This is a genomic window from Streptomyces sp. NPDC057963, assembly GCF_042887155.1.
Taxonomy (GTDB): Bacteria; Actinomycetota; Actinomycetes; order Streptomycetales; family Streptomycetaceae; genus Streptomyces.
This window is the reverse complement of sequence record NZ_JBHVPX010000011.1, coordinates 207109-226403: the sequence shown is the minus strand read 5'-3', so window position 1 is coordinate 226403 and position 19295 is coordinate 207109. Positions and strand designations below refer to the sequence as shown.

Genomic DNA, 19295 nt, shown 5'->3' with positions numbered 1-19295 from the left:
GTTGTCTGATGACTTGCTTTCTGGCTACTGTACCCGGCATGACGCACAGCGGTCTCCTTCTTCTCGGCTGCCGCGGCGGGGCCTGAAGCGACCGGCACCCCGCCGCGGGATGCCGTGCTGTGCCGGTCGCATCCGGCGATGCGAGAAGAGTCCGCTTCATGTCCGACCGTCTGTCACCGATGCACAGCTTCCCCACGATCTGCACCCCGCGCGGACCTGTGCCCGCCGGCGCGCCCCGCTGGAACCCGCAGCGCGCCAGCTCCATGCCGTCCCACCGCTACCGTTCCGCCTTCGACCGCGTCGAGGTCCCGCTGACCGGCCGCACCTGGCCGCAGGCCCGTATCGAGAAGGCCCCGCTCTGGGTACCCGTGGACCTGCGGGACGGCAACCAGGCGCTGGCCGAACCGATGGACACGCCGCGCAAGCGCCGGATGTTCGATCTGCTGGTCGCCATGGGGTTCAAGGAGATCGAGGTCGGCTATCCGTCCGCGAGCCGCACCGACTTCGACTTCGTCCGGCATCTGGCCGGGAGCGGCGCCGTGCCGGACGACGTCACCGTGGTCGTCTTCACCCCGGCCAAGCCGGATCTGATCGGGCGGACCTTCGAGTCCATCGAGGGAATGGACCGCGCGGTCGTCCATCTGTACACCCCGACCGCCCCCGTCTGGCGCGATGTCGTGCTCGGCCGCAGCCGCGCCGAGGTGCACGCCCTGGTGCTGGACGCGGCGGCGCGGATGGAGCGGCTGGCACGGGCGCGGCCCGGCGCCGACATCCGGTTCGAGTTCTCCCCCGAGGTCTTCGTCCTCACCGAGCCGGACTTCGTCCTGGAGCTCTGCAACAGCCTCACCGGCCTGTGGGACGCCTCCCCGGACCGGCCTGTCATCCACAACCTGCCCGCCACGGTGGAGATCGCGACGCCGAACGTGTACGCGGACCAGATCGAGTACATGCACCGCCACCTGGACCGGCGGGACGCGGTGATCCTCTCCGTCCATCCGCACAACGACCGCGGCACCGGCACCGCGTGCGCCGAACTCGCCGTCCTGGCGGGTGCGCAGCGCGTGGAGGGCTGCCTGTTCGGCAACGGGGAGCGCACCGGCAACGTCGACCTGGTCAACCTGGCCCTCAATCTGCACGCCCAGGGCGTCGACCCGATGATCGACTTCTCCGACATCGACGAGATCCGCCGCACGGTCGAGCACTGCAACCGGCTGCCGGTGCCGCCCCGCCACCCGTACGGCGGCGACCTGGTCCACACGGCGTTCTCCGGCACCCACCAGGACGCCATCAGCAAGGGCTTCGCCCATCGCGCGAGCAGTGGTGCCGAGCTGTGGTCGGTGCCGTATCTGCCGATCGACCCGGCGGACGTGGGACGGACGTACGAGGCGGTCATCCGGGTCAACAGCCAGTCGGGGAAGGGCGGCATCGCCCATCTGCTGCAGAGCAACTACGGGGTGCACCTGCCGGCCCGGCTGCGCGCGGACTTCTCCCGTACGGTGCAGACGGTGACCGACGACAGCGGTCTGGAGGCCACCCCGAAGGATCTGTGGGAGCTGTTCGAGGCGGCGTACCTGGTCCCCGGACGGGACGGGAACGTGGCCCTGACCGCCTGGTCCACGGACCGGAACCCGGCCGGTGAGCACCGGTTCATCTGCACGCTGCGGGTGGACGGGCGGGAGGGCGACTACGAGGGCACGGGCAACGGCCCGGTGTCGGCGTTCACCCGTGCGCTGGCGGCCGCGGGGATCGAGGTGGACATCCTCGACTTCACCGAGCACGCGACGGCGGCGGGGCAGGGCAGCCCGGCGATGGCGTACGCGGAGTGCCGGGTCGGCGGGGAGCCGCACTGGGGGGCCGGCCAGGACACGTCCGTCCTGACGGCTTCGATCCTGGCGGTGCTGTCGGCGGTGAACCGGGCCGGCTAGCGGGCCGGTTGCCCGGTGCATGGGGCGCACCCCGGCCGGGGGTGGGGGCGGGGGCCGGCCGGGGTGGGAGCGGGGGCCGGCCGGGGGTGCGGAGGGGGTGGTGGTCTGCGGGGTGCGGGGCGGTGGTCCGCGGGGTGACGGCGACGGCCTTCCGCGCGGCGGCGTCCGAGAGCCCGAGCGCGCCCTTGGTCCGGGCCTGTGCGGCGGCGGCCGCCCGCATCGCGTACGCGCCCGTGCCACCGCTGGACGAGGCGTCGCAGTCCATCGCCGTGATGGTGACCGCGCCGACCGCCCTGGTCCTGGTCCGCGCCCCCGCCCCGGCAGCCGACCTGCACCCCGTCGCACACCGCCCCCTCGCCCGCCCTCCCCGCGTCGCGTCGCGTCGCTCCACGGTGAGGAGTTACGGAACGGACGGCGGCCGGGTCCTCTTCGGCCTCGGCGAGGACTCGGCGAAGCCGGTCTCGGCGACACCGGCACCGGCACCGGACTGGTCGATGCAGGTCCGGACGGACTCGACGTGGATCCGGGTGAACTTCAGCCAGGACGGCGGCCCGACGGTCTCCGTCTTCTGCACCTGGAACGGCCATCCGCCGCAGGTCGAGATCGTGTGACCGAGGCACGCCGGCCCTGCCGGGCCCCCGGTGGCGGGACGGGGTGCCTGCCGCACGCCGGGTTCGCCGGTCGGCCGCGCGGCGTTCCTTTCACCGCACGCCGATCCACCGGGCACTGCGGGACAGCCCTCAGCCGAACGCCGAAGGCGGCGGAGCCGGAGACGGCCTGGCGTCCGCGTCGCTCACCGCCGCCGCGCCGCCGGTGAAGTCGGCGAGGGCGCGCCCGTGTTCGACGCGTCCGGGGTGCGGGTCGGTCGCGACCCGGCGGGTCAGCTCCGCGACCTTCAGCGGCAGGTCCGAGGCAAGCAGCACCGCATTGCCGAAGCGGCGGCCGCGCCACACGGTCGGATCGGCGGCGAGCGCGAGTTCGGGGAAGACCGTGGCCGCGGTGGCGATCTGGCCGCGGAGATGGGTCAGCGGCGGCCCGTCCGCGAGGTTGGCCACGTAACTCCCGCCGGGCTTCAGGACCCGGCGGACCTCGGCGAGGAACTCGGTGCTGGTCAGGTGTGCCGGGGTGCGGGCGCCGCTGAAGACATCCGCGATGACGAGGTCCGCCCAGCCGTCCTGGATCTTCCCGAGCCCGGCGCGGGCATCGGTGGCCCGGACCCGGATCCTGGCCTGCGGGTCCAGCGGCAGCTCGCGGCGGACCAGTTGGACCAGCCCGGCGTCCACCTCGACGATCTGCTGGGTGGAGCGGGGCCGGGTCGCCGCGATGTAGCGGGCGAGGGTGAACGCGCCGCCGCCCAGGTGCACCACGTGCAGGGGCTGCCCGGCCGGTGCGACGAGATCGGCGATGTGGCCGATCCTGCGCTGGTACTCGAAGGACAGGTACGTGGGGTCGTCCAGGTCCACATGGGACTGGGGGGCGCCGTCGAGCGTCAGTGTCCAGGCGTGCGGGCGCTCCCGGTCGGGCACCAACTCGGCGAGGCCGCCGTCCACCGGCACCGCGACGGGCTCCGCCCGGCGCCCGGTTCCGCGCCCGGCTGCGCGTCCGGCCGCGCGTCCGGCCCTGCCGTCAGCCCTGCTGTCGGTCCCGCTGCCGGCCTTGCGGTCGGACCGCTTACGGGCGCCCGTGCCCCCGCCCGACGCTCCTCGACGTGCCACTGCTGTTCGTGCCTGCTCACTGCTCATCGCTCCGGGCCGGTACGGAACCGGCCGCGCCGGAAGGTCCCGGCCACCGGCCCATTATGGGCGCGCGGAAGGACCCGGCGGTCAGCGGCAGCTGTCGGCCGCCTCGATCAGCCGGGCCGCCTGGTCGAGAGCGGCCCGCAGCACGGCCGGGTCGGTGACCGGGGCATCGTCCTCGGGCGGCAGCAGCCAGCCGCTGCCGGTGACCGGCGGTTCGGCGGGGATGCGCAGCCCGCGGCCCGCGGTCTGCGTACAGGCGCTGCCCGGTACGTCCCACGCCGCCGCGGTTCCCGGGGGCACCAGGAAGCCGAGGGTGTCGCAGGCGCCGTCGTGCAGGACCGGTCCGACGGCCTCCTGATCGGCGCCGCGGCGCAGGATGTCCACGGCCTCCAGTCCCTGACGGGCGGGGACGGTCACCAGGTCGCAGGGTTCGGCGCCATGGTCCGCCGGGGGCGCGGTGGGCGCCGTGGCACCCGTTGCGGCCGGGGTCGTCGCAGTCGTCCGCGAGCCGGTCTCCGTGCCGAGATGCAACAAGGGACCTCTCCTCTCATCGCCGGGCGGAGCCGGATTCCGTCTCCACGGGAACCAACGCGCCGACCGCGTCAAGGGCTACGGTGCCACGCCGCCGCAAAGGGTGGCAGTTCATGGCGGATCGCGGGTGAGATGCCCCTTTTGTTAGCAAACACAGAGTGTGTGACCGCTCACAGCAGGTACGTTCTTGCTCCGCCGGGACACCGGAAGCAGGAACCCCGGCTGCAGAAGAGAGGTCCTCGCCCATGGTGTCGACAGGGGCAGTTCCCAACCTCGCCTTCCGGCGGCTGCGCGGTCAGCGCTCCGCCGGGGAGTTCGCTGCCGCAGTACGCAGGTCCGCCCGCGAGATCGGCGAGCAGGTCGCGTGCGACGCCCGGTACATCGGACGCGTGGAGTCAGGCGAGATCCGCTGCCCCAACTACGCGTACGAGCGGGTCTTCCTGCACATGTTCCCCGGGACGACCCTGGCGGACCTGGGCTTCTCACCGCGCGAAACCGTACGCGGCCGGGGGGCGCGGGCCACCGCCGAAATCCCACCGCCCCCCACGCTCCACAGCGACACCGACGAGGAGAGCGACGTGCTGCGTCGCGTATTCATGACGAGCGGCACCACCACGATGGCGACCGCGACCCTGGGATTCGGCCTCGGCGGCACGTCCGCCGCCGCCCCCCTCCTGCCCGAGCCGCGCCGGGTCGGCGAGGCCGAAGTGAGCGCCGTCGAGAAGGCGGTACGGCAGATCCGGCTGCTCGACGACCGGCACGGCGGTGACGGCCTGTACCGCAAGGCGTCGCAGCCGCTGCGGGCGGCGTACGCGCTGCTCGACTCCGGGGCCGCCACCAGGCGCTCCACCGCCGACCGGCTGCACACCGGGGCGGGCGAACTGGCCATCTCGGTGGGCTGGCTGGCCCACGACTCGGGGCGGTTCGAGGACGCCCGCTCGCACTACGCGGAGGCGCTCGCCACGGCGCGCGTGGCGGGTGACGCGGCGCTGGAGGCGCACGCGTTCTGCAACGCGTCGTTCCTGGCCCGGGACACGGGGCGGCCCCGTGAGTCCGTACGGGCGGCCGAGGCAGGGCAACGGGTGGCGCGGCCGCTGGGCTCGCCGCGGCTGCTGGCGCTGCTCGCGCTGCGGGAGGCGGGGGGCCGGGCGGGGCTCGGGGACCGTACGGGCTGCGAACGGGCGATCGGCCGGGCGCACACCGCGTTCGGACGCGGTGCCTCCGACGCCGATCCGGAGTGGATGACGTTCTTCCGGGAGGCGGAGCTGGAGATGCTGGAGGCGCAGTGCTGGTCGGCGCTGGGCGACTGGTCGCGGGCGGCCCGCCACGCGCTGCGGGCCACGCGCCTCCAGGATCCGCACTTCACCCGGAACCTGGCGCTCTACCGGGCCGAGCTGACCACGGACCTCGCCAGGGCGGGCCGGGCCCCGGAGGCGGCGTCGGCCGGCCACCAGGTGCTGGACCTGCTGGACCGCGTCCAGTCGTCCCGCATCCGGGCGATGCTGGCGGGCGCGGCGGGGGTGCTGGCGCCGCACAGGGGCGCGGCGGAGGTACGCGGGTTCCTGGAGCGGTACGGGCAGGCCGCGGGGGCGGATGCCCCGGCGGGCACGTAGGCGGCGCCCTTCGCAGACCCGCGGCACGGTCTGTAGGCGATGCACTTCGCAGACCCGCGGCACGGCCTGTAGGCGACGCTCTCCGCAGCCGCGGCACGGTCTGTCAGCACGGATGCCCGGCGGGCGCGCGGTCGGCGGGCGCGCGGTCGGCGGCCGGAGGACCACCGCCCGGCAGGGCCACCGCCCGGCCGGCGGTCGGGTCCCCGGCCGACGGGGACCGGCGGCGGCTACCGGTCCAGGTGGCCCGTGTCGTTCCAGCGTTCCACCGCGGGCGCCCCGTACGCCCACCCCAGCACCGACAGCGACGTCGGGTCGAGCCGGATGCGCGCCGCGAAGGACACGTCCTCGCCCAGCCATCGCGCCCCCAGTGCCCGCAGGATGTGGCCGTGGGCGAAGACCAGGACGTCGCGGTCGGCCGAGCGGGCCCAGTCGACGATCTCGTCGGCGCGGGCGGACAGTTCGGCCAGGGTCTCCCCCTCCGGCACCCCGTCACGCCAGATGAACCAGTCGGGGCGGATCGCCCTGATCTCGGCCGGAGTCATCCCCTCGTACGCCCCGTAGTCCCACTCCAGCAGCGCGTCCCACGGCTCGGCCCGGTCCGCGAAACCCGCGATCTCGCAGGTCTCCTTGGCCCGCAGCAGCGGGCTGGTGCGGACTTCGAGGCCCGGCAGGTCCGCCCACGGCCCGCGGTGCAGCCGCTCACCGAGGAGCTTGGCGCCCGCCCGGCCGGTGTCGAGCAGCGGGATGTCCGTCCTGCCGGTGTGATTGCCCTTGACGGACCATTCCGTCTGGCCGTGCCGGGCGAGCAGGATACGCGGTGCCATGACGGCTCTCCCTGAACTGAGATCTGAGGCCGGAGATCGAGACAGAACGGATCGTCCGGTTTTCCCATCATCGCGCACGGGTCCGGGAGGCAACCTCCGGGGCGGAAGCGGCGTCCCTCTCTGCGCGGAGAAATCTGTACACACAGGGGGCAACCGACAAGGACCCCCGGGGGAATCGCGACCGACCCGCACCGTACGGTTGAACGCCCGCCGTCAGTCGCATGAACACATGATGGAGAGCTTCCGGATGCAGCCTGCCAGCACCGCGCCCGTGGCGCGCCCGCGGCCCCGTTGGTGGACCGAGCTGCCGCTGCTGGCCCTGGTGTACGCAGCCTACTCGGCGGGCCGGCTGGTGGCGCGCGGCGACGTGTCGACGGCCGTCGACCACGGTCTGCGCATCCTGCACCTGGAGAAGACGCTCCACATCAACTTCGAGCACCCGCTCAACCGGCTGTTCACCGCGCACTCCTCGATCGGCATACCCGCCGACTTCGTGTACGCGTCCCTGCACTATCTGATCACCCCGGTCGTTCTGGTCTGGCTCTTCCGCCGCCGGGAGGCCCTGTACCGCAGGGCCCGCACCTGGCTGATGACCTCCACGCTGCTGGGCCTGATCGGCTTCACGCTGCTGCCGACCTGCCCGCCCCGGCTGCTCGACGCCACGCACGGCTTCGTCGACACCATGGCGCAGTACAGCTCGTACGGCTGGTGGGGCACCGGGGCGAGCGCCCCGCGCGGCATGAGCGGAATGACGAACCAGTACGCGGCGATGCCGAGCCTGCACGTCGGCTGGGCGCTCTGGTGCGGAATCCTGCTGTGGCGCCACGGCCGGCACCCGCTCGTACGGGCCGCGGGCATCGCGTACCCCCTGCTCACCACGTTCGTGGTGATGGGCACGGCCAACCACTACTTCCTCGACGCGGTCGCGGGCGCTGCGGTGATGGGCGTCGGAGCCCTGCTGGCCGGACCGGTGATGCGGCTCGGCGACCGGGTCAAGGAGCGGCTCGAAACCCGCTTCCCGCGGCTCGCCCCGACCACGAAGTCCCCGGTTGTCAGTGCCGGATGCGAGACTTCGGCGGGTGAGCGAATCCCTGGCCAGCGGACCACCTCCGCAGACTCCACCGATGCCGCGGCATCGGCCGACGCAGACGCCTCGGCCGGTCGCACACCCCGGGCCGACGCCGCTGCCCCCGCAGACGCGCGAGCAGCGGGGGACGACGCTCCGGCAGCGGCTCGCTGAGCTGCGGGGCCCGGCCGTCGCACCGCGTCCGCTGGACGCCCGCGCGCTGGCCGCCCTCGCCGCCAACCCCGGCTGCCGGCGCCGCGCCCTGCTGGACGGCGCCGGGGTGGACAAGACCGCGCTGGCCGCGGCGCTCGGCTCACCGGCCCCCTTCGGCCAGTCGCAGTTCGCTCTCGTCCGGGGCAACGCCTTCGAGGCCAGGGTCAAGGCCGACGGCGGTACGGAGCTGATGCGGCTGCTGCACGAGCACCTCGGCGGCGGCGCCGTGGCACCGCGCGAGGTCCTGGTGCCCGACCTGGCCGCCGCCGGACCCGAGGGCCGCGCGGCGCGTACGGCGCTCGCCCTGCGGGAGGCGACCGAGGCGGGCGGCTGGGCGCTGCTGGACCACCCGATGCTGGCCCTGGAGGTGGCGGGCTCCCCGGCCTATCTGGAGCCGGACGCCGTGGCGGTGCACCCCGACGGCACGTGGACGGTCGTCGAGATCAAGTCCTTCCCCATGGTCGACGGCTCGGCCGACGCGGCGAAGGTCGGTGCGGCGGCCCGGCAGTCCGCCGTCTACGTACTGGCGCTGGAGCGGATCGCGGAGCTGACCGGGGGCGCCCGGGTCGGGCACCGGGCGCTGCTGGTCTGCCCGAAGGACTTCTCCAATCTGCCCACCGCCTCGGTCGTGGACGTACGGAAGCAGCGTGCGGTCACCCGGCGCCAGCTGACCAGGCTGGCCCGGGTCGAGGACATCGCGGCGGCCCTGCCCGAGGGCACCACCTTCGATCCGGAGTGCCCCCGGGAGCAGCTCGACGCCGCGGTCGAGTCGGTCGGCGCCGCGTACGCCCCGGAGTGCCTGGCCGCGTGCGAACTGGCCTTCCACTGCCGGGCGAAGGCCCGTGCGGCGGGTGCGGTGGAGGCGCTGGGGCGGAGTGTGCGCGGTGAGCTCGGCGGGCTGACGACGGTGGGTGCGGTGCTGGCCGCCGCCGCGGGCAAGGAGGGCGACCCGGCGGATCCGACGGTCGCGGCCCTGCGGCGGGCGGCGGCGCTGCGCGCCGAGGCGCTGGAGGGCGGTGCGTCATGTCGCTGATCGGCACGCTGGCCCGGCTGGAGGCCGTGGAGAGCGGCCGGGCACAGCCGATGACGACGGTCCGGCACCGCCATCTCACCGACCGGCCGCTGGTCCTGGTGCCGCTGACCACCGCGGGTGAGGCGGGCGCCCCGCTCGGGGCGCTCGTCGGGACCGACCGGGAGGCGCCCCGGCTGCTGACGGTGTCGCAGCCGCGCGACCGGGATCTGCGGTTCGCCTTCCTCGCGGAGCTGGCCGAGGCGGTGCTGCCGCACATCGAGGCGTACGAGGACGTCGTCGAGCCCGCCGAGCGCAACGAGACCGATCCGGAGACCGGGAAGAAGGCCAAGGTCGAGGTCGAGCTGTGCGCGGACGCACCGCAGTTGGTCGTGCCGAGCCGTGCGGGCATCGAGTTCGTCCGGCTGCTCGGCCGCTCCATGCGGTTCCGGCGTACCGCGGAGGAAGATCCCGACACCCCCTACCCCGCCCCGGCCCGGGTGCCGCTGCTGGGCCGCTGGCTGACGCACTACGGGGAGCGGGCCAGGGTGCCGGGCTCCTCGCTGCTGCTCGCCGCGACGGACCTGCTCAACCGGCACTGGGCGACCGGGCAGAGCAGCCTGGAGGATCAGCATCTGGGCGCGCTGCTGGCCTGGATCGACGCCCCGGCGGACGAGTCGGGGGCGGCGGCGGCGCTCCGTGCGGAGCTGGACCGGGACGGCGCGGGCCAGTTGCTGTGCCCGCCGGCCGGTCCGGCCACGGACCCGGCGTTCGACAACCGGCTGCTGGCACCCGCCATCGAGAAGTACGACCGGGCGCGCACCTCGCTCGCCGCGGCCGAGGACGGTCTGGCGGCCGATGCCCGGCTCGCCGAGCTGACCGGCGCCGAGCGGGAGATCAGGGCGCTCCTGGCCGGGGTGATGCGGCCGGCGTGGGACGCGGTGTGGCGGGGGCTCGATCTGCTGAAGGAGCTGCCCGAGGGGGTTCGGGCCGAGGACCGCTGGACCAGGGACCGCTGGTCGTTCACCGGCCACCGGGACCGGGTGCGGTCCGGTGAGCCGCCGCAGCCGCGCCGGGACGACGCGGTGACGGCGGCGCAGAAGCTGGCCTCGCGGGAGACGGCGCAGGCGCAGCTGGAGGCGCAGGAGGCGTTGGACGATCCGCTGGTGCTGGCCGGGCGGCGGCTGGCCGGTGAGGCGTTCGTGGGGGAGGTGACGGAGGTGGTGAGGGCGTACAGCGAATCGAAGCGCCCGTCCCCGCGCCCGCTGGTCACCGTCCGCACGGACGAGCGCCCGCATCTCGGCGAGCGCACCAAGGTGTACCGCTCGCTGGACGGCAGGCCGCAGACCGCCGAGTTCGTCGGCTACACCGAGGGGCCGGAGGACGGGGGCGCGCCCGCCCTGGTGCTGCGGATCACCGACCGGATGGGCCGGAGCAAGGAACCGGCCCCGGGTTCGGTGCCGGAGCCGGGCGACCGGATCTCCTGGACGCTGTTCGAGCACGATCAGCGCGGCGGCCCGAAGCTGCCGGACCCGGAGGAGACGCCCTGGACCCATGGCGGGCCGCCGGGCGCGGCCGGTGAACGCGCCGAGCACCCCGATCCCGTGACCGCGGAGGACCTTCTGTGACGGCCGTATTCGACCCCGGCGCCCAGGCCGCGCGGGCGACCGACGCGATCCTCGCCGACACCCTGGGCGGCACGTCGCGCGGGATCGTGGTGGACTCCCCGCCGGGCGCGGGCAAGTCGACGCTCGTGGTGCGCGCGGCGCTCGAACTCGCGGCGGCCGGGCACCCGTTGATGGTGGTCGCGCAGACCAACGCCCAGGTCGACGACCTGGTGGTGCGGCTGGCCGAGAAGGACCCGGGACTGCCGGTCGGAAGGCTGCACAGCAACGACTCCGACCCGTACGACAAGGTGCTGGACGGCCTGGCCAACGTACGGAAGTCGGCCAAGGCGTCGGATCTCGCCGGGCTCGACGTGGTCATCTCGACAGCCGCCAAGTGGGCGCACGTGAAGAACGTCGAGCCGTGGGGCCACGCGATCGTCGACGAGGCGTACCAGATGCGTTCGGACGCGCTGCTGGCCGTCGCGGGGCTCTTCGAGCGGGCGTTGTTCGTCGGTGATCCGGGCCAGTTGGACCCGTTCTCGATCGTCGGCGCGGACCAGTGGGCGGGGCTGTCGTACGACCCGTCCGCGAGCGCGGTCTCCACGCTGCTCGCGCACAATCCCCGACTGCCGCAGCACCGGCTGCCGGTGTCGTGGCGGCTGCCCGCGTCCGCCGCGCCGCTCGTGTCGGACGCGTTCTATCCGTACACCCCGTTCCGCAGCGGTACGGACCACGGCGACCGCCGGCTGTCGTTCGGCGTCGGGTCCGACGGCTCGGCGCCCGACCGGGTGCTGGACGAGGCCGCGGAGTCCGGCTGGGGCCTGCTCGAACTCCCGGCCCGGCACACCCCGCGCACCGACCCGGAGGCGGTACGGGCAGTGGCCCTGGTCGTCCGCCGGCTCCTCGACCGGGGCGGCGTGGCGACCAGCGAGCGCTCCCCCGACCCGGCCCCGGTGACGGCGGACCGGGTCGCGGTCGGCACCGCCCATCGCGACCAGGCGGCGGCGGTGCGGGCGGCGCTCGCGGAGCTGGGTGTGACGGGCGTGGCGGTGGACACGGCGAACCGGCTCCAGGGCCGCGAGTTCGATGTGACGGTGGTCCTGCACCCGCTCTCCGGCCGTCCGGACGCCACGGCGTTCCATCTGGAGACGGGCCGGCTGTGCGTACTGGCCTCGCGCCACCGGCACGCGTGCGTCGTGGTGTGCCGGGCGGGCGTCGCGGAGCTGCTGGACGAGCACCCGTCGACGGAACCGGTGCAGCTGGGAGTCACGGTGAAGTTCCCGGACGGCTGGGAGGCAATGTTCACCACACTGGATCACTGGCAGCAGCACAAGGTGTCCTGGCGGCCGTGACCCGTACAGCCGCAGGTGCCCTGACCAGCACGGAAGACATCAGTTAGCCCCGCCGGACGAGCCTCGTCTCCCCACGCCGCGAAGACCGGACCTAAAGACCAAGGCCGTGAAGTTATGACTCCAAGGGCGTTGGCAAGTGTGCTCTGATCTGCGGCGTTTCCGGATGGGAGAAGCGGAGCCCCGGCAGAACTGGCAGTCGACCAAGACAGCCGTTCACAGCACCGGAGGCTCCGCTGTCCGATCAGTGTGTCATCACGTGTGAAATCACGGTAGCCAAGGGGCTGTTCGCCCGGTGGCCCGAGGCGGCACAGCCCCGTACGGGTCGTGCAGCTGAGATGGGTGTAGTTCCTTTTATTTACACTCCCGAGGCGAGCAGCCAGGCTTCGGTCCTGCGCCGGATCGGCGAGAGAGTGAGCGCTGCGAACGTCGTCGTCCGTTCGGTCTGGCCTTCGCGTTCTGCGGCGTTGGGGGTTCTCGGTCGGGTCAGCATGCCGCACACCTGCCTTTGCTCGGTGTCCTACAGGGTTTTCGCGGCTCGGTGTATGAAGGTGTCGAGCACGCCGTCGGCGACCTTGACGTTGCCGTGAGGGCGGGTGGCGCCGGGGATGGTGCGTACCGCGGCCGCCTCCCGCGCGAGCTCGGCCGCTGCGGTGAACGAGCGGCCGGCCTTGTCCTTCTCGCCCTTGGCGCGATGTTCGAGCCCGTCACAGGTGTGCTCAAGGGCCTTGGCCCACAGGGTGAGTGCGTCCAGCCAGGGCTTGGTCTCGGCCGCGAAACCCGGGTCGGTGACGGTTCTGCGGATCTCGGTGGGAGCTTCGGCGAGTGAGCGTGTCTGTGCGCGCAGTGCCGTGACCGCTTGGTGTTTCCTGCCCGTGTGCCAGGATCGTTCGATGGCGTCCAGCCGGGCCTTGAGGGCGGGGGCTGCGGGCTGCCATGGTATGCCGGTCCAGCTGGGCGCCATGTGCTGGGTGTCGAGGAAGGTCAGCAGGGCGTGGGTGCCTTGCGGGTCGTGGGCGGTCATGTGTGCCGCGGCGCTGTGCCAGGAGTCAGTGGGCCGGTAGGCGCGCGGGTTCCAGGCGTAGTCGGCACCGGTGAATTCGGCGATCTTGCTGGCCGATGCCTGGTTCATGGGGTTGAGCGCGACGCCGCTGAGGTGCTCGCCGAGCCTGGGGGTGCGCTTGGCGTAGGGGGCGAGCAGCAGGCGTCCGGCGGCGTGGTCGTAGTCGTTGGTGGGGTAGTTGTCCCAGAGCAGCACGTCGTGGCCCCACACGTCGGCCGCTCGCCGGGTCTGTGCGGTGGTGATGGAGGTGGGCACCACGTCGGCGCCCGTCCACCACACCTGCACGCGGTCGTCCAGGGCGCGGCGCAGGGTCTTCTTGTACGGGGTGTCGGCGAGGTCGCTGTACTGCGTGGGCACGAACTGCAGCGGGCGCATGCCGCGGTGCTGGTCGACAAACTCGCGCTGCATGCGGTTGGCGAGGTCGGCCTGAGCGGCGGCGGCGGACTGCTCCGAGACGGGCCCGTAACGGGCGAAGTCCGCGGCACCGTTCCATACGGGCAGCGGGTGGATGTCGTCGAAGGCCAGGGCGAAGTCCCGGATCCCCAGGTTGTACAGGGACTGGAGCTTGCCGGTCAGGGCCCGGCGGTCGCCCGCGTCGTTGTAGGTGATGGACTTGCCCGGGGACAGGACATAGGTGAAGCGCACGTGGTGGTCGGCGGCGTGCCGGGCCAGCTCGGCCAGCTCGCGTTCCAGTTTCCTCGGGTAGCGCTCGCGCCAGCGGTCACGTTCGTACGGGTCGTCCTTGGGCGCGTACAGGTAGGTGTTCAGTTTGACGGAGCCGTAGAAGGCGATCTGGTCCAGGCGCTCCTCGTGGGTCCAGGGCTTGCCGTAGAACCCCTCGACGACCCCGCGCAGCGGCATGGCGGGGTGGTCGACGACCGTGGCGCCTGCTATCCGGCCGTCGGCGGTCAGCTGGGTGAAGGTCTGGGCGGCGTAGAGGACACCGTCGCCGTCGGCGCCCGCGAGCAGCACTTCGATGTGGCCGTCGAAGCTGCTGGTGGTGATCTGGTAGCCCTCAGACGGCAGTGTCCCGGCGGTGAAGGCATTGCTGCGTTCCAGCTTGTCGGCCATGTGCGGAGCCGAGACGGTTCCGATGACGACGGCCATCGGCCCTGCGGGACGCGAGGCACCGCTGAGGGGAGAGACACGGACATCGGTGGCACCCGCGCGACGCAATGCCGCTTTCACCAGAGCGACGGAGCGGGCGTCGGTGCCCTGTGCGGTGAGCAGGTCCACCCGACGCGGCACCGAGAGATCGGGCCCCGTACGGCGTATCTGCTGCGGGGTCGGCGACACCCGTGGCAGGTCATTACCGGTGACGGATGCCCGGGTGATCGAGGGCACATCGGGGGTACTGCGGGGGCCTACTGCGTGGTCATGCCTCCCCACAGCGTCCAGGGGTGCGCAGCCCGCGAGCAGCAGCCCGCTGCCCAGCCATGCGGTGACGGTCCTGCGGCGGATCATCGGCCCTGCTCCGCGCGGCGGGCACCGAGCAGGGCCCAGGTGGCCAGCAGCAGCAGGACGAGCCAGCTGCCGGGCACCAGGAGGAACAGAGAGGTGGCGACGGAGGAGACCGGGTCGCCCAGTGGCAGGACCAGCCAGTACGCCACGGCACTGGTGAGGATCACCACCAGAGCGGCCAGCGGCCACACCAGTGCCCCCGCCACTTTGGCGCGACCGCTCCATCCGCGGGCCGGCAACCACACGGCCAGGCCGATCAGCCAGCCGACGACGGGCAGCAGGAACCCCCCGAAGACCAGTAGCACCACGGCTGTTGTCTGCCCGGGTGTGCAGCCGCGCGCGGAGGTGCGAGGTACAGCCGGTGCGGGGGCGTCCGGGGCAGGGGGAGGGGTACGGTTCATGGAGGTTCCTGTGGGTGCGGAGGGTACCGGGGGCCGCTCCTGGCCGGAGGGGTTCCGGCGGGCGGCAGCTCGGCGACGGCGATGATCGCTCACCCAGCCAGCGTTTCCGCGCCTTGTCCGCCGCCTGTGGGCAGAGTATGGACGGACCGTAACAAAGCTTCCGGAGAGGGCCTGAACTGCCCGGATCTGCTGGCAGAGGTAGCCATAATTTCCTTATGCCCAAGATTCTGCTCATTGAGGACGACCAGTCCCTTCGCGACGGCCTTCAGCTGGCCCTGGAGCACCAGGGCCACCGGGTCCACGCCGCTGCGTCCGGCCACGCGGGTCTCACGGCGCTGCGGACAACGCGCACCGACCTGGTCGTCCTCGACCTGATGCTCCCGGACACCGACGGTTTCGAAATCTGCCGCCGCATCCGCGCCTCCTGGCCGGTACCCGTCATCATGCTCACGGCCCGCGGCGACGACTCCGACATCGTGCGTGGCCTCGACGCGGGCGCGGACGACTACGTCGTCAAGCCCGTACGCGGCCGGGTCCTCGACGCCCGTATCCGCGCAGTCCTACGCGGGCAGGACCCCTCACCCGCGACCACAGCCACCGAGATCTACGAGGAGCTCACCGTGGACCGCTCCGGCCTCAGCATTACCAAGAACGGACACCCCGTCGCCCTCACCCCGCTGGAACTAAGCCTGCTGCTGCACCTGTCGGCGGACCCCGGTCACGTGTTCGCCCGACAGGAACTGCTCGAAACGGTATGGGGCCACGACCCGTCGGCCGACGTACGCCTGGTGGACTCCGGTATCGCCCGGCTTCGTACGAAGATCGAGGATGATCCGGCATCCGCCCGCTACATACAGACGGCGCGCGGCTTCGGCTACCGCTTCGGACCGCTGTGAAGCGCCCCTCGCCGGTCAAGCGCCTCACGCTCGGGCTGCGAGGCCGCCTCATCGCCGGATACCTGCTGGTCGCGGCCATCAGCGTAGTGGCGACGGCGGGATTCACCTACTACCAGGCGCACATCTCGATCCTCCGGACCGGACAGGACACCCTCCTCAACAGCCTGCGGGACACGACCACCACGTTCGCCGACGACCTGCCCTACCCGCCCACCCGCGCCCAGCTCACCTCCTTCGCCGGAAAACTGGCCTCCGGCAGCGGCTTCCGGATCATCACCGTCACCTACGGCACCCAATCCGTGACCTCGGCCCAGGGCGGCCCTGCAATCCCCGAAACCCTCCGCCGTGATGTCACCGCCAACCGGGAACTGACCTTCCAGCGCGTCACCCAGGACGGCACCCCCTGGCTCACCGCCGGCAGCCCGATCACCTTCGCCGACAGCAGACAACCGTCCGGCATCGAGGTCTACGGAGCCACCCCGCTGCGCTCCCTCAGCGACGCGAAGGCCGCCGTGTGGGTCGCCTCCCAGTACGGTGCGATCCCCGCGCTCGTCCTCGCCGTGCCGCCCGCACTGCTCGCAGCCCGCGGCGTACTGCGCCCCGTGCGCCGACTCCAGCACGGCGCCCGACGCATGGCCGACGGCGATCTCACCAGCCGTATCAAGGCCACCGGAAACGACGAACTGGCCGACCTTACGAGGGCGTTCAACGAATCAACCGCCGCACTGGAGACCACGGTCGGTGAACTCCGCAGAATGGAAGCCTCCGCCCGCCGCTTCGCCGCCGACGTCTCCCACGAACTGCGGACGCCCGTCGCCACGATGGTCGCCGTCAGCGACGTCCTCGACGACAGCGCCGACACCCTCCAGCCGGACATAGGCCGGGCGGCCCGCCTGGTCACCGCCGAAGCCGACCGCCTCGCACGGCTCGTCGACGACCTGATGGAAATCTCCCGCTTCGACGCCAGCGCCAATACCCTGATCGCCTACGACATCGACGTGGCCGAGGCCGTACGTGCCTGCCTACGCGCCCGCGGCTGGCAGGACAAAGTCTCCACCGACCTCCCCGAACCCCCCGTCACTGCGCGCCTGGACCCCCGCCGCCTCGACGTCGTCATAGCCAACCTCATCGGCAACGCCCTGCGCCACGGAGCGCCGCCCGTGACCGTCCGTGTGACCGCATCCGAGGGCGACGAGGATTGCGTACGGATCAACGTCACCGACCACGGCGGCGGGCTGTCTCCCGAGACCGCCGCGCATCTCTTCGACCGCTTCTACAAAGCTGACCAGGCCCGGTCACGTTCCGAGGGCAGCGGACTCGGCCTCGCCATCGCCTGGGAGAACACCCGCCTGCACGGCGGCACCCTGACCGCAGCCAACGGCCCGCACGGCGGAGCAGTCTTCACCGCAGAATTCCCACGCACCCCCACGGCAGGAGACGGTACGTGACACAAAGCAGCCGCCTCCTTCGCCCTTTTCTCCCTGTGCTCCTACTCGGCCTCACAAGCTGCGGCACCGGTCCGGCGATCGACGCGTCCAAGCCCATGGGAGCAGGCGAGCCAGCCACCGGAATCGTGGCAGGCACCGCCGTCTATTTCCTCAAAGACGGAGCGCTGCACCCCGTCGAGCGCTCCGCCACCGGCATCACATCACCCACCGAAGCCGTCCGCGCCCTCCTCACCGGCCCCTCACCCGAAGACCGCAAGCAGGGCCTGACCAGCGCACTACCACCCCTGACCGGCACCTTGGAAACTGTCTTGGCCACGGTGACCGCCACCCCAAACGCCCCCGGGCGGCTGCGCGTCACCCTCCCCCACGACCCGACCGCACTCACCCCACTCGCACTCGGACAGCTCACGTGCACGGCGTCCGCCGCAGCACTGGTGGAACTGACCGGCACAGGCCACACCACCCCGGCCACCCACTGCTCCGACTACGCTGTGCGACATCCCGTGAGTTCTCCTGAGTCCCTCTGAGTGAGCCCCTGTGCCCGTGGCCAGGAAGTTGTTCCTCCTCGGGCGCTCTGCGGTCTCGTGACGTGATTTCGGGATTCTTGAAGCGTTCTCACTTGGGTGCGGATCCTGAAGTACACCCAGCTGAGGTGACACAACAACGGGCTCAGGGGCGGTGGGAGGCGTGCGGGCGCCCGTGCGCGGAACGTCCGACGGCCCACTTGCGGAACGTTGGACAATGGAGGGTGGCCGTCGGGCCCACCGGAGGCCGGGCCCACCGAAGGAGGAAACACCACATGGCACAACCCGAGCGGAACGAGCGGCAGCGGCTGCGCCCCGCGCCCCTGCTCTTCGAGCCGTCGGCGGCAGTCGCCGATCCCGAGCACTTCTTCGACCTGGAGTCGATGGACGATCCGCAGGAGCTGCTCGCCCGCGCCACCGAGCTGACCCTGGCGTTCCGTGCCGCGACCGACCGTGCGGTCGAGTTCCAGGCCGTCGCGGCCGCCCAGCTCGCCGATCCGCGCCGGTTCGACCGGCTGACGACCGCGGACATCGCGGAGCGCGCGGAGTGGACCGAGGACTATGCCAAGAAGATGGTCGAGTTCGGCCGGAGCCTGCTGGGCGGCTCCGCGCCCTGACGGCCGCGGCGACGGCCGTTCCGGCCCGCCTCCCGGTCACCGCACCGGATCGTGCATCGGCCGGACCACCGGCAACCACCGCGTCCCCGTCCCCTCGGGTACCACCAGTGGCATATGCCCGCGGGCAAGATACTCCCCCGCACCCCCGCGTGTCCCGATTTCCGGCAACTCTCGGAATCCGATTGATCACTCCCGGTAGACATGCACGCATGACCGCATGGCTGCCAGACGAAACGACCCTGCACCACGGCGACGGCTCCCACCACGGCGCCGACCTCTTCGCCCTCCTGCGGGACCGGGCCGCGCATCAGACGGCTCAGGTCACGGCGGCCGGCGCCGCCTGGCTCGCCGGCGCCGCGGCCTATCCGCGCAGCACGCTGGCACAGTGGGAGGCCCACCCCTCCTCGCCCGGGGTACTGCCGTGCGGTTCGGCCTTCGACGTGGTGAACGTGCCCACTCTTTTCGGCCGCCGGATGCTGGAGCACCTGTGGGCCGACGGCCCCGGCTCCGGCCCCGTCGCCACGCACCGCGGGCGGATGCTGCTCTTCGCCTCCCCCGGCACCGCCCAGCGGCTGCCGTCGCTGCTCGACTGGGAGGAGTGGGGCGGCGGCCTCGAACCACGGCGGCGGGAGGACGGCGACACCAGGGTCCCGCCGCTGCTCTGCCACGGCACCGGGGACGCGGTGACCGTCCCGCCGCTGACCTGCACGCCGGCCACCCCCGGCCCCCGCTGGGTGGTGGCCCCCGACACCCGCAGCCCCTGGCTGCCGGGCCCGGACGTACTGCTCTGGGCCTGTGTCCGGGTGACCAGGTCGATGACCTCGTCGGTGGCCCCGAATTCGATTTTTCCTCCCGCCGATCAGGATGCTAATGTCTACGACGTCAGCAGGCGCCGCTAGCTCAGTTGGTTAGAGCAGCTGACTCTTAATCAGCGGGTCCGGGGTTCGAGTCCCTGGCGGCGCACCGACGGAAGAAGCCCCTCGCGGAAGCGAGGGGCTTCTTCGTGTGC

18 protein-coding genes and 1 tRNA gene are annotated in these 19295 nt (G+C 72.4%); 13 read left to right on the top strand and 6 right to left on the bottom strand.

The genetic code is table 11. The annotated features are described in order from the left end of the window. Positions 1-158: 158 nt before the first annotated feature. Entirely contained in the window at positions 159-1925 is a 1767-nt protein-coding gene (gene leuA / locus ACFVT1_RS25675) for a 2-isopropylmalate synthase (RefSeq protein ID WP_389799486.1), read from the top strand. Positions 1926-2059: 134 nt separating this feature from the next. After that, positions 2060-2536: a hypothetical protein gene (locus ACFVT1_RS25670; protein WP_389799484.1), complete on the top strand. Its 477-nt coding sequence runs from the start codon at positions 2060-2062 to the stop codon at positions 2534-2536. Between the two features lie 129 nt (positions 2537-2665). Here ACFVT1_RS25670 and ACFVT1_RS25665 read toward each other — a convergent pair whose 3' ends face one another. Together ACFVT1_RS25665 and ACFVT1_RS25660 are read right to left on the bottom strand one after the other, a co-directional pair. Next, positions 2666-3640: a spermidine synthase gene (locus ACFVT1_RS25665; protein WP_389799715.1), complete on the bottom strand. Its 975-nt coding sequence runs from the start codon at positions 3638-3640 to the stop codon at positions 2666-2668. A 108-nt stretch (positions 3641-3748) separates the two neighbouring features. Further along, a complete protein-coding gene (locus ACFVT1_RS25660; protein ID WP_389799481.1) occupies positions 3749-4198 on the bottom strand; it encodes a hypothetical protein in 450 nt (149 codons plus the stop codon). 242 nt (positions 4199-4440) lie between these two features. Here ACFVT1_RS25660 and ACFVT1_RS25655 point away from each other — a divergent pair, with 242 nt between their 5' ends. Next, the gene (locus tag ACFVT1_RS25655) at positions 4441-5808 is read left to right on the top strand and encodes a tetratricopeptide repeat protein (RefSeq protein ID WP_389799479.1); all 1368 of its coding nucleotides are present in this window, start codon (positions 4441-4443) and stop codon (positions 5806-5808) included. A 227-nt stretch (positions 5809-6035) separates the two neighbouring features. Here ACFVT1_RS25655 and ACFVT1_RS25650 read toward each other — a convergent pair whose 3' ends face one another. Beyond that, complete coding sequence (locus tag ACFVT1_RS25650) at positions 6036-6632, bottom strand: histidine phosphatase family protein (protein ID WP_362208216.1); 597 nt, start codon at positions 6630-6632, stop codon at positions 6036-6038. A 247-nt stretch (positions 6633-6879) separates the two neighbouring features. On the opposite strand from ACFVT1_RS25650, the gene ACFVT1_RS25645 reads away from it, so the two are divergent. The 4 genes from ACFVT1_RS25645 to ACFVT1_RS25630 are packed head-to-tail and all read left to right on the top strand — an operon-like array spanning position 6880 to position 11879. Beyond that, positions 6880-7872 (top strand): phosphatase PAP2 family protein, encoded by a 993-nt coding sequence (locus ACFVT1_RS25645; protein WP_389799476.1) that lies wholly within the window; start codon positions 6880-6882, stop codon positions 7870-7872. Further along, a complete protein-coding gene (locus ACFVT1_RS25640) occupies positions 7757-8944 on the top strand; it encodes a hypothetical protein (protein WP_389799474.1) in 1188 nt (395 codons plus the stop codon). The genes ACFVT1_RS25645 and ACFVT1_RS25640 overlap by 116 nt, the downstream gene beginning before the upstream one ends. Beyond that, positions 8935-10548 carry a hypothetical protein gene (locus ACFVT1_RS25635; RefSeq protein ID WP_389799472.1) on the top strand — a complete coding sequence of 538 codons (1614 nt, stop codon included), beginning with the start codon at positions 8935-8937 and terminating at the stop codon, positions 10546-10548. Before ACFVT1_RS25640 ends, ACFVT1_RS25635 begins: the two co-directional genes overlap by 10 nt. Beyond that, positions 10545-11879, top strand: coding sequence for an AAA domain-containing protein (locus ACFVT1_RS25630; RefSeq protein WP_389799470.1), 1335 nt, complete (start codon positions 10545-10547; stop codon positions 11877-11879). The genes ACFVT1_RS25635 and ACFVT1_RS25630 overlap by 4 nt, the downstream gene beginning before the upstream one ends. A gap of 355 nt (positions 11880-12234) precedes the next feature. Here the strand turns inward: ACFVT1_RS25630 and ACFVT1_RS25625 are convergent, their stop codons facing one another. Genes ACFVT1_RS25625 through ACFVT1_RS25615 form a run of 3 tightly spaced genes read right to left on the bottom strand, consistent with a single transcriptional unit; the run spans position 12235 to position 14801 of the window. After that, a complete protein-coding gene (locus ACFVT1_RS25625; RefSeq protein ID WP_389799468.1) occupies positions 12235-12369 on the bottom strand; it encodes a hypothetical protein in 135 nt (44 codons plus the stop codon). Between the two features lie 27 nt (positions 12370-12396). Continuing rightward, positions 12397-14403, bottom strand: a complete 2007-nt coding sequence (locus ACFVT1_RS25620) for a beta-N-acetylglucosaminidase domain-containing protein (protein ID WP_389799467.1) — start codon at positions 14401-14403, stop codon at positions 12397-12399. Next, complete coding sequence (locus tag ACFVT1_RS25615) at positions 14400-14801, bottom strand: hypothetical protein (RefSeq protein WP_389799464.1); 402 nt, start codon at positions 14799-14801, stop codon at positions 14400-14402. Before ACFVT1_RS25615 ends, ACFVT1_RS25620 begins: the two co-directional genes overlap by 4 nt. A 215-nt stretch (positions 14802-15016) precedes the next feature. On the opposite strand from ACFVT1_RS25615, the gene ACFVT1_RS25610 reads away from it, so the two are divergent. From ACFVT1_RS25610 to ACFVT1_RS25585, 6 genes are all read left to right on the top strand, one after another. Next, positions 15017-15697, top strand: a complete 681-nt coding sequence (locus ACFVT1_RS25610) for a response regulator (protein ID WP_389799462.1) — start codon at positions 15017-15019, stop codon at positions 15695-15697. Further along, positions 15694-17145: an ATP-binding protein gene (locus ACFVT1_RS25605; protein WP_389799459.1), complete on the top strand. Its 1452-nt coding sequence runs from the start codon at positions 15694-15696 to the stop codon at positions 17143-17145. Before ACFVT1_RS25610 ends, ACFVT1_RS25605 begins: the two co-directional genes overlap by 4 nt. A gap of 125 nt (positions 17146-17270) precedes the next feature. Further along, positions 17271-17672, top strand: coding sequence for a hypothetical protein (locus ACFVT1_RS25600; protein WP_389799457.1), 402 nt, complete (start codon positions 17271-17273; stop codon positions 17670-17672). A 272-nt stretch (positions 17673-17944) separates the two neighbouring features. Next, entirely contained in the window at positions 17945-18286 is a 342-nt protein-coding gene (locus ACFVT1_RS25595) for a hypothetical protein (protein WP_362212288.1), read from the top strand. 209 nt (positions 18287-18495) lie between these two features. Then, positions 18496-19185 (top strand): hypothetical protein, encoded by a 690-nt coding sequence (locus tag ACFVT1_RS25590; protein WP_389799454.1) that lies wholly within the window; start codon positions 18496-18498, stop codon positions 19183-19185. Continuing rightward, positions 19176-19249, top strand: a tRNA-Lys gene (locus ACFVT1_RS25585). Before ACFVT1_RS25590 ends, ACFVT1_RS25585 begins: the two co-directional genes overlap by 10 nt. Positions 19250-19295: the final 46 nt, after the last annotated feature.